The sequence below is a fragment of the Streptomyces sp. NRRL S-378 genome (assembly GCF_000720645.1).
Taxonomy (GTDB): Bacteria; Actinomycetota; Actinomycetes; order Streptomycetales; family Streptomycetaceae; genus Streptomyces.
Genome location: NZ_JOBX01000120.1, coordinates 1 through 8,415, shown reverse-complemented (window position 1 = coordinate 8,415; position 8,415 = coordinate 1). Strand labels below are relative to the sequence as shown.

10 protein-coding genes are annotated in these 8,415 nt (G+C 69.8%); 4 read left to right on the top strand and 6 right to left on the bottom strand.

The window, feature by feature from the left end:
• Positions 1-192 precede the first annotated feature (192 nt).
• The gene (locus IH80_RS43250; protein WP_030966367.1) at positions 193-393 is read left to right on the top strand and encodes a DUF4394 domain-containing protein; all 201 of its coding nucleotides are present in this window, start codon (positions 193-195) and stop codon (positions 391-393) included.
• 160 nt (positions 394-553) lie between these two features.
• On the opposite strand, the gene IH80_RS0137485 is transcribed toward IH80_RS43250, so the two are convergent.
• Together IH80_RS0137485 and IH80_RS0137480 are read right to left on the bottom strand one after the other, a co-directional pair.
• Positions 554-1,204: a fasciclin domain-containing protein gene (locus IH80_RS0137485; protein ID WP_030966366.1), complete on the bottom strand. Its 651-nt coding sequence runs from the start codon at positions 1,202-1,204 to the stop codon at positions 554-556.
• An 88-nt stretch (positions 1,205-1,292) separates the two neighbouring features.
• Positions 1,293-2,885: a molybdopterin-dependent oxidoreductase gene (locus IH80_RS0137480; RefSeq protein WP_030966365.1), complete on the bottom strand. Its 1,593-nt coding sequence runs from the start codon at positions 2,883-2,885 to the stop codon at positions 1,293-1,295.
• Between the two features lie 460 nt (positions 2,886-3,345).
• On the opposite strand from IH80_RS0137480, the gene IH80_RS0137475 reads away from it, so the two are divergent.
• Entirely contained in the window at positions 3,346-3,771 is a 426-nt protein-coding gene (locus IH80_RS0137475) for an HIT family protein (protein WP_030966364.1), read from the top strand.
• A gap of 311 nt (positions 3,772-4,082) precedes the next feature.
• Positions 4,083-4,382, top strand: coding sequence for an STAS domain-containing protein (locus IH80_RS41315; protein ID WP_051810348.1), 300 nt, complete (start codon positions 4,083-4,085; stop codon positions 4,380-4,382).
• Here the strand turns inward: IH80_RS41315 and IH80_RS41615 are convergent.
• Entirely contained in the window at positions 4,346-4,798 is a 453-nt protein-coding gene (locus IH80_RS41615) for an ATP-binding protein (protein ID WP_030966363.1), read from the bottom strand. The two genes, IH80_RS41315 and IH80_RS41615, sit on opposite strands and share 37 nt — an antisense overlap.
• 175 nt (positions 4,799-4,973) lie before the next feature.
• Here IH80_RS41615 and IH80_RS0137455 point away from each other — a divergent pair, with 175 nt between their 5' ends.
• Entirely contained in the window at positions 4,974-5,195 is a 222-nt protein-coding gene (locus tag IH80_RS0137455; protein ID WP_030966362.1) for a hypothetical protein, read from the top strand.
• A gap of 950 nt (positions 5,196-6,145) precedes the next feature.
• Here the strand turns inward: IH80_RS0137455 and IH80_RS43245 are convergent.
• The 3 genes from IH80_RS43245 to IH80_RS0137435 all read right to left on the bottom strand — a co-directional run.
• Complete coding sequence (locus tag IH80_RS43245; protein WP_078906958.1) at positions 6,146-6,556, bottom strand: J domain-containing protein; 411 nt, start codon at positions 6,554-6,556, stop codon at positions 6,146-6,148.
• Positions 6,557-7,221: 665 nt separating this feature from the next.
• Positions 7,222-7,656, bottom strand: coding sequence for a nucleotide exchange factor GrpE (grpE, locus tag IH80_RS40250; RefSeq protein WP_037882235.1), 435 nt, complete (start codon positions 7,654-7,656; stop codon positions 7,222-7,224).
• Positions 7,657-7,838: 182 nt separating this feature from the next.
• Positions 7,839-8,415, bottom strand: a 577-nt coding sequence (locus IH80_RS0137435) for an Hsp70 family protein (RefSeq protein ID WP_030966357.1), incomplete at its 5' end; no start/stop codon positions are given.

Here is an 8,415-nt window from a genome sequence, read left to right as displayed (position 1 = left end):
CCGCCCCACCGGGACCGTCGCGTCCCACCAGGGCCCGCCCGCCCCATCAGGCCGTCGCGTCCCACCAGGGCCCGCCCGCCCCACCAGGGCCGCGACCGCGGCGACCCTGTTCGATCTCGACACGTGGCCGACCGGATTTCCCCTTAGTCCCCGGCGAACGCCGGCACTCTCGCCCCCACCGGCAGCCTCGGTGTGGACGCCGCCCTCGATGCCGGATTCGACATCTACTACAACCCGACGGCTGGCACGAACCACGGCTTCGCCGCCATCGGCACCGGCGGCTCCCACCGTCTCTATGCGGTCGACGTGCTGACCGGCAAAGCTACGAGCAAGGGTGCCTTCCCGGCCAAGTCCCAGGTCACCGCCCTGGCGTTGCCCATCAACCAGAAGTAGCAGCGCACCTGGGCGCCCGGCCCGCGCACCGTGGTCTTGACGGGAGACCACTGTGCTGGGCCGGGTCAGCCGGAGGATCCACGCACAGGGGCCGGCCACGCCGGTGGCCCCGCGTCCTTGGGGGGATGCGGGGCCACCGGCCGTTGCGGGATCGATGCGGTTACTTGGGCATCAGGACGGTGTCGACGATGTAGACGTTGGCGTTGGCGGTCTTGACGTTGCCGCAGACCACATGGGAGGTGTCGTTGACCTTGTACGCCTCGCCGGAGCCCTTCGTGGTGACCATGCCCATCTGCAGGGTCTCGAAGCTGCCGTTCTCCAACTGCTTGGGGGTGAGCCTCTGGCCGACGACGTGGTAAGTGAGGATCTTGGTCAGCTGCTCCTTGTCGGCGAGCACCTTGTCCAGGTCGGCCTTCGGGATCTTCGCGAAGGCGTCGTTGGTGGGCGCGAAGACGGTGACGTCCTTGGCGTTGTTGAGCGTGTCGACGAGGCCGGCCTGCTTGACCGCGGCGACCAGCGTGGACAGGGCCGGGTTGTTGGAGGCTGCAGTGGCGACCGGGTCCTTGGCCATGCCGTCGAAGGAACCGGCGCCCTCCTGCGGCACGCCGGCACAGGCCGGGCCGAACGGCTTGTCGCCGCCCGTCGTGTCGTCCATCGGGGTGCTGGCGCCGGTCTTGCCCTCGTCGCCGGCGGCCGCGGTGGGGGCGGCCTTGGTGTCGCTGCCGGAGTCGGAGCACGCGGCCAGGGAGAAGGGCAGCAGGGAGGCTGCGGCGACGGCGATCGCGGTACGGCGGATCTTCATGCTGTTCATGATGGGTTGCTCCCCTTGAGCGTCTGTCTGGTTGAGGGTTGAGGGATGGTGCTGCCGGGCCGGCTCTGACACGAGCCGGCCCGGGGGTCTACGGGACGGTGACGAAGACGCTGTGCCAGCCGCTCGCTCCGTCGGGGATGGTGCGAGCGCGCTGTTCGGTCTGCACAGCTCCGGTGCCGTCGGTGGCGCGGACGGTGAGGGTGTGTCCGCCGGGTGTGGCGTTCCAGCGGTAGGACCACTGGCGCCAGGTGTCGACGCCTGCCTGGGTGGCGAGGTCGGCGTCCTGCCAGGGCCCGTCGTCGACACGGATCTCGACGCGGCTGATGCCGCGGTGCTGGGCCCAGGCGACGCCGCCGATGGTGACGGTGCCGGCGGCCGGTCGGGCGAAGGGCTTGGGCGTGTCGATGCGTGACTGCGTCTTGATCGGCGCCCGGCGGGACCACTTGCGCTTGACCCAGTACGGGTCGTAGGCGTCGAAGGTGGTGAGCTCGATGTCGGTGATCCACTTGCAGGCCGACACGTATCCGTACAGACCCGGGACGAGCATGCGGACGGGGAAACCGTGGTCGAACGGCAGGGGTTCGCCGTTCATGCCGACGGCGAGGACCGCGTCCCGGCCGTCCATGACGTCCTCGAGCGGTGAGCCGAGCGTCATCCCGTCCACCGAGCGGGCCACCAGCTGGTCCGCTGTGCCGCCCTTGGACGGTGGCCGCACGCCGGCCTCCTCGAGGAGGTCTGCGAGGGGCACGCCGAGCCAGCGGGCGGTGCCGATGTAGGGGCCGCCGACCTCGTTGGAGACACAGGTCAACGTGATGTCGCGTTCGATCAGCGGCCGGGCCAGGAGCTGCCCGAGGGTGTAGGTACGGGGACGGGCGACGCCCTTTCCGTGGAGGCGCAGCCGCCAAGTTGCGGCGTCGACCTTTGGAACCGTCAGGGCGGTGTCGACGCGGTAGAAGTCGGAATGGGGGGTGGTGAAGGAGCTGATGCCGGGAACCTTCAGCTGGACTCCGGCCGGGACAGCAGGCGCCGGGGAGGCCGGAGCCGGCAGGACCAGGCTCTCGCGGGAGGCTACAGCTCCCTGGCCTTCCCGCCCGCTGAAGAACCGGCCCAGTGCGCCTGCCGAGGTTGCCGCGGCGGCAGTCACGCTGGCCGCGGCGAGGAACCCGCGCCTGCTCCACCCGCGGGTGCCGCCCTCGCCGTCTGCGCCAGCCGGGGTCGCCGCGGGAACGGCTTTGGACGCCAGCACATACAGGGTGAGGGCGCCTGCAACCGTTCCGGCGATCGAAGGCAGTGCGGCACCGATGCCGTTGGAGTCGGGGCGGCTCAGGGCGGCTACGGCGCCGAGGATCCCGAAGAACAGCACCCCCGCAGCCCCGGCACGTCGATGAGACAGAGCGAGGATCCCCAGGCCGACGGCGAGCACAGCGAGAAGAACGAGGATCCCGAGCTGCAGGACGGCCTTGTCGTCCTCTCCGAATGTGCGGATCGCGAAGTCCTTCACCGCGGCGGGCGTCCGGTCGATCACGGCGCCACCGACGACGGTCACCGGCCCGGCCGCCGACCGCACCAGACCGGCGACCAGCTCGGCAACGGCCAGAGCCGTGAACGCGGCCAGAAGTCCGGCCAGTGCGCCCGTCGCGGCGCGGGAGAGGGGGCTGCGGAAGCTGCTCACACCCGTCATTCGGCAGCCCCCGGCCGGCGGACTGGTCCGACCCCCGAACGAGTGAACCGCTCGTCCGCCCGCAGTGACCCACCCCTCGAGCGCCGCGCTGACGCCGGGCAGGGCGCGCGCTCGGCGGCGTCGGTCACCGCGCCGACCAGCTCCCCCTCGGGCGGGCCGTGTCGACTTCGAGCGCCGGGGACGACGGCCACGTCGGGGCGGACCTTGCCACCCTGCCTCCGCTGCTGCCCCGCTCTGACCGCCGTGGACTGCCGAAGGGTGCCACGCCAAGCGCATGGCCGCCGTCCTCATGGGTCAGGCCCGGGGCCAAGCGGGCGCAGCTCGCCGGGCTTGTCACACCTCGCCAGGAGCGGGTCCGCGAGGTGGACGCCTGCATGCCGAGCACCCGTCATCCGTGAAGCCTTGGGCCGTCCTCGAACTGGTTGCAGAGTGGCCCTCCGCGTCTGGCAGGGTCGGTCGCATGGATTGCATTTTCTGTGGACTCATCCGTGAAGGCACCGCGAGCTGGGTGGAGCGTGGTCCGACGGCCTGCGCCTTCACCCCTCTGAACCCGCTGGCGCCGGGTCACACCCTGGTGGTCCCGACGCGCCATTACGCGGACGTCTTCGAGACCCCGCCCGAGGTCCTTACCCTGGTGACAGTGCTGGTCCAGCGGGTGGCCGAGGCGGCGCGGACCGCCTTGGGCGCCTCAGGCGTGAACATCCTCAGCGCCAGCGGCCCGGGATCGGAGCAGTCTGTTCCCCATCTGCACTTTCACGTCGTCCCGCGGTGGCTGGACGACGGGATCTCGACCTGGCCGGCCGGACGCTCCGTGCAGCAGGTCACCGGCGATCCGGCGGCGTGGCTTGCCGACGCTCTGGCTTCGGGGCGGCACCCCACGAGTTGAGCCGGGCCACGATGCCGAGCCCCTGGCTGGCCAGGCGCGGCGCCCTGAGGCCTCCCGCGTGGCAGCACGCCAGGTGGAGAGCCTGCCGGGCACGCGTACCTGCCGCTGTCGCTATCCGCTCCCCAGCCTTCGCGCAGGCGAGTTCCGCAGAGGGCCTGCCCGCCGGGCGTGCGCCCGATCTTGGGCCCGCGGCTGGCTGTCGTGGTTTCAGGCGTGCTGTCGTTCCGATCGAGTACCCCCTACGGTGCAGGTGGTAGGCGGTGTGCGTGCGCCGGACAGCAGGGCCGGAGGTCCGTAGGGAGTGGCCAAGGGTGACGGTTCGTGCCGAGGCGGACAGCGTGCGCGTGGTGGCCTGCGCAGGAGAGTTCGATCAGGACACGGTGGGCCTGCTGCAGGCCACCTGTGACCGCGAGGCGACCAGCGCGAAGCTGCTGGTGATCGACGTCAAGAACGTGACCTTCGCCGACTCGTCGTTCCTCAACACCCTGATCCGTCTGCGCAACGCCCATCCGCTGGCTGTGGCGGGTCCGCTGCCGGACCAGCTACACCGCCTGCTCGATCTGACCGGAGCGCGTCACCGGTTCGAGATGTGCGACGAGCAGGTCGGCTGAGCGCCGGTAGGGTCAGGTCTGGCGGTCTGGGCGGCAGTGAGCACAGCTGTGACGGTCTTGCCGTCATGGTGGATATGAATTTCGGTGGCGGCGAGCTGGTTGACCAGCCGCCACCCAAAACCGCCGGGTTCATCCGGTGCCCAGGGCTGGATCCGGGGCGGGGAGGTTGAGCGGTCGGAGACCTCGACGGTGACAGTGCCAGACCGGGCGGTGATCCGGAGTGCGGTGGCGCCGCCGGCGTGACGATCGGCGTTGGAGATCATCTCGGTCACCACAGTCAGCACGTCGTTCATCTTGGCCGGGGACGGATTCAGACCGGCCAGGATGTCGCGGGCGGACGCCCGGGCCTCCGCGCAGCTGAGGTCCGCTCCGAAAGGGTCCGGGAGAATCCGGGAAGACAGAGTCCGCGCTTCCATATCACGCACTTTCCCCCGCCTTCGTCTGGTAAGCGACGGAGCGGACGTCTCCCCTGTCCACCCCCTGCCGCGGCCTGCCTGAATGACACGGCGAAGGTGCCACCGACGGGCCGCATGCCGAGCGGCACGGTCTCTACCGGCTCGTCACCGGCCATAAGCGCCACCACCGTACGACTTGGAGGCCGCGAGGCGGATCGTCTTCGACCCGGCCGAGCAGGAGGCCCTGCGGGCCGACGCGCGGGAGATGGCTGACGGCGATCCGCAGATCGCCTACGTCCTGGAGCGCCTGGCCGGTGAGGGCGTCGACCTGGACGCCGTCACCTCCTGGGAGGACCTGCGCGAGAACCTCGGGCAGCCTCCGCTCGACGACGCCGCTCCCATGTCGCCCGTCGCCTGAGGGGGCGCCACGCGCCCCGGCGCGTCCGCATCGTCTTCTACGACGTGGCGCAGGACCAGGTCGAGAGGATGACGGAGGCCGAACGCCTCCGGCTCGACCCCGTACTGGTGGCCATCTCCAGGAATCCCGAGTCGGCGTGCTGTCGAAGCACGGTGCGATCCGGAAACATCGCGAGGGAGGTGTCCGGATCCTGTACGTGCCGACCGCCCTCGGCACCCTGGTCCTGGTCGCCTACGTCGAGACGGACTGACTCCTCGAAGGCCGTGAACAGCCGGCCACAGCAGAGCCCCAGATGCGAGGTCCGGGGCTCTTGTCCTCGGGCAGGGCCCGGTCGACGATCCCTCAGGTGCCGTTTGGTGTCTGCGCGGTGCCGCGCTCGTGTCGGCCGTGGCCGAAGCGCTGCTGCGCGGCGTCCAGGATCTCGAAGGGCGGCGGCGACCGTGTCAGTCAGGGTGATACACACCGGCACGCCGTGAACGGCGGGCCACGTAGATCAGGTACCTGTTGCGCTGGGGTTGGGGCAGTCGGGTGGGCAGCCCAGCACCGCCCGGCCCGTAGCGACGTCCGCAGCCTGCGCCCGCGCCGCCGCGCGGCGGGGCGCGGCCCGGCTGGCCTCGGGGATGGAGTTGAGTGATCTGGAGACAACGGCGGCCCGCCGCACCGGGTCCGGTTCGAGGACGGACACGAGACCCCTCATGAGCTCCGGCCCGAAACCGACCTACGCCACCCCACAGAAGGCCAATAGCCGGCGCTTGCTTCGGCGCCAAGGCAGAGTGGCGGCCTATCCACTCCGTCCGCCTCATGCTCCCGCTGACAGGCGGCTGCCATACCGGAGAGCTAATGGATTGCCGGACGGCCGTCACTCCGGTGCCTCTTCAGGCCGACGCGGGGTGTGTCAACGCCCCTGAATTCCGGCGACGACTATGCGTATCCATTAGTTATTGCGAGGGCTATATGCTGTAAAGCAGCCAGGCCATGAGTCGATCGAATGGGTCTTCGTGCGACTGTGAGGCGGCTGGGTATGCAGTCTTACGAGGGTGCGCCGCGGGTTGTGGGTACGGGCGTGCCGCAGTGCCTGTCGCGGACCTCACTCGTACGGGTATCCGTACTGGATGGCCGGCTGGCTGCCGTTTCTGATCGCGTTCGGCGTCGTAGACGGACCGGCGCAGTGGATCGTGCAGGGTCTGGTAGGCGTCGATGACTTCGGCGAGCTCTGCATCCGCCTGCGGGCCGCTCGGGCGCGCGTCAGGGTGCAGGGCGCGGATCAGTGTGCGGTAGGCGCTGGTGATCTGCTCCGGTGATGCCCCAGCCCGGAGTCCGAGGACGGTGTAGTGGTCGCGCGACGGCCGCGAGCCGCTCATTTCTCTCACCTCCGGAAATAGCCGGAGCGATCCCTCTCCTTCCATCCGTCATAAGACCTGCCTGTGATGTTGTCAAGGAAATCCGGCACGAGTATATCGATAAGAAGGTGCAGCCGAAGGGAGGCGAGGGGATGCGAGTACCGAGATGGTATTGGAGGGGGTGGAATTTACGTGCGGTCGGCGCCGGCATGACTGGAGTACCCCCTACGACGTCCAGCAGTCGTGACGAAGAGGGCGGTATCTGGAGTACTTCTCCCTCGACGGTATCGCTGTTCGCTCCCCGTACACGCCTGTCGGCGCCTCACCGTGCGCGGTGTGCAGCCGCCACTGGGTTGGCCGCCTGCAGGCGGCCCACGGAGCAGCCGGCACCCCGCGAGAGAAGGTCACCGATACGGCCAGTCACCGGCCGAACGGCTGGGCGCGCCCCTGCTCGGCTCCACAGCGCACCTCCAGCCGGAGCAGCTCGGAGCGCCCGACCAGCTCCGTGAGCGAGCCTCTGCCGCTGGGGTCAGCTGAACGTTGTGTGCGCGGGGATGCGTCCCTTCGCGTCATTGCCGCCGTCGGCCGGTGCGGCGGAGGACTGGCGCCGGAGGGGGCGTTCTGCCCGTCCGCACCGCCGCTGGTGGGGGTGTCTCCGCCGGCCGGCTGAGGGTGTTCTGCCCGGCTCAGCTGGGCTCTTCCTGTCCGGGCGGTTCGCTCACCGTGACCTGGGCCGGGCGCAGGAGGTGTTGTCCGACGCGGTAGCCGGGCCGGTGCACGGTGGTGCAGGTTGGCTGGTCGACTTCGTCGGACCGCTGGTAGGAGATCGCTTCGTGGTGGGTGGGGTCGAAGGGTTCTCCTGGGGTCCCGACTTCCTGAAGGCCGAGGGTGGCGAGCTGGGTTTCCAGTAGATCGGCGACCGCTCGCAGGCCCGGATCGACGTTGCCGTACTCGCGGGCGTGGTCGATGGCGTCCAGGACGGGCAGCAGCCCGCCCAGGACGTTGGCGACCGCGATTTCCCGTATCGCGAGGCGGTCACGCTGCACCCGCTTGCGGTAGTTGTCATACTCCGCTTTCACGCGCTGCAGGTCGGCGGTCCGTTCGGCGAGCTGTGCCTGCACAGTGGTGCTCCCGGCGGCAGGGGCGCCGCCGGGCGTTCCGAATTCACCGTCCCCGGGCTCGGTGCGCTGGGGAGGATGGTCGCATGCCCTGAGCTCGAGGGTGACGGGGTCGATGCGTCGTCTGTCCCTGATCACGATGGGGGGCGGCTGCCTTCGCGGTCCGTGGGGAGACTTCGGTGGGCTCATCGGGCGTCTCCCTTCTGGCTCTCGTCGTCGACGATCTCCGCGTCGACGACTTCCTCATCCGTTCCGGACGACCCCGCGTCTGATGCCGATCCGCCGTCGTCTGCTGGGGCCCTTTGGGCGTCGTAGAGGGCGGTTCCGATCTTCTGCGCGACGGTGCCGGCGTGCTCGGTCGCCGTGCGGATGGCCGCCGTGTCCTGGCCCTTGAGCTTGTCCTTGAGGTCGGCGATCGCGGTTTCGGTCTCGGTCTTGAGGTCGGCCGGGATCTTGGCCCCGTTGTCGCGCAGCAGCTTCTCGGTCTGGTAGACGATCTGTTCGGCGCGGTTGCGGGTCTCGGCCTCCTCCTTGCGGCGGCGGTCTTCCTCGGCGTGCTGCTCGGCCTCGCGCACCATCCGCTGGATATCGTCCTTGGGCAGGGAGGAGCCGCCGGTGACGGTCATCTTCTGTTCCTTGCCCGTGCCGAGGTCCTTGGCCGTGACGTGCATGATGCCGTTCGCGTCGATGTCGAAGGAGACCTCGATCTGCGGGACGCCACGCGGGGCCGGCGGCAGGCCGGTCAGCTCGAACATGCCGAGC

What these genes read in the sequence shown, in the direction of transcription:
- IH80_RS43245 (WP_078906958.1), bottom strand. Translation starts at nt 6,556, where the DNA reads ATGAGCGGCTCGCGGCCGTCGCGCGACCACTACACCGTCCTCGGACTC.
- IH80_RS0137480 (WP_030966365.1), bottom strand. Translation starts at nt 2,885, where the DNA reads ATGACGGGTGTGAGCAGCTTCCGCAGCCCCCTCTCCCGCGCCGCGACG.
- IH80_RS0137475 (WP_030966364.1), top strand. Translation starts at nt 3,346, where the DNA reads ATGGATTGCATTTTCTGTGGACTCATCCGTGAAGGCACCGCGAGCTGG.
- IH80_RS41615 (WP_030966363.1), bottom strand. Translation starts at nt 4,798, where the DNA reads ATGGAAGCGCGGACTCTGTCTTCCCGGATTCTCCCGGACCCTTTCGGA.
- IH80_RS0137485 (WP_030966366.1), bottom strand. Translation starts at nt 1,204, where the DNA reads ATGAACAGCATGAAGATCCGCCGTACCGCGATCGCCGTCGCCGCAGCC.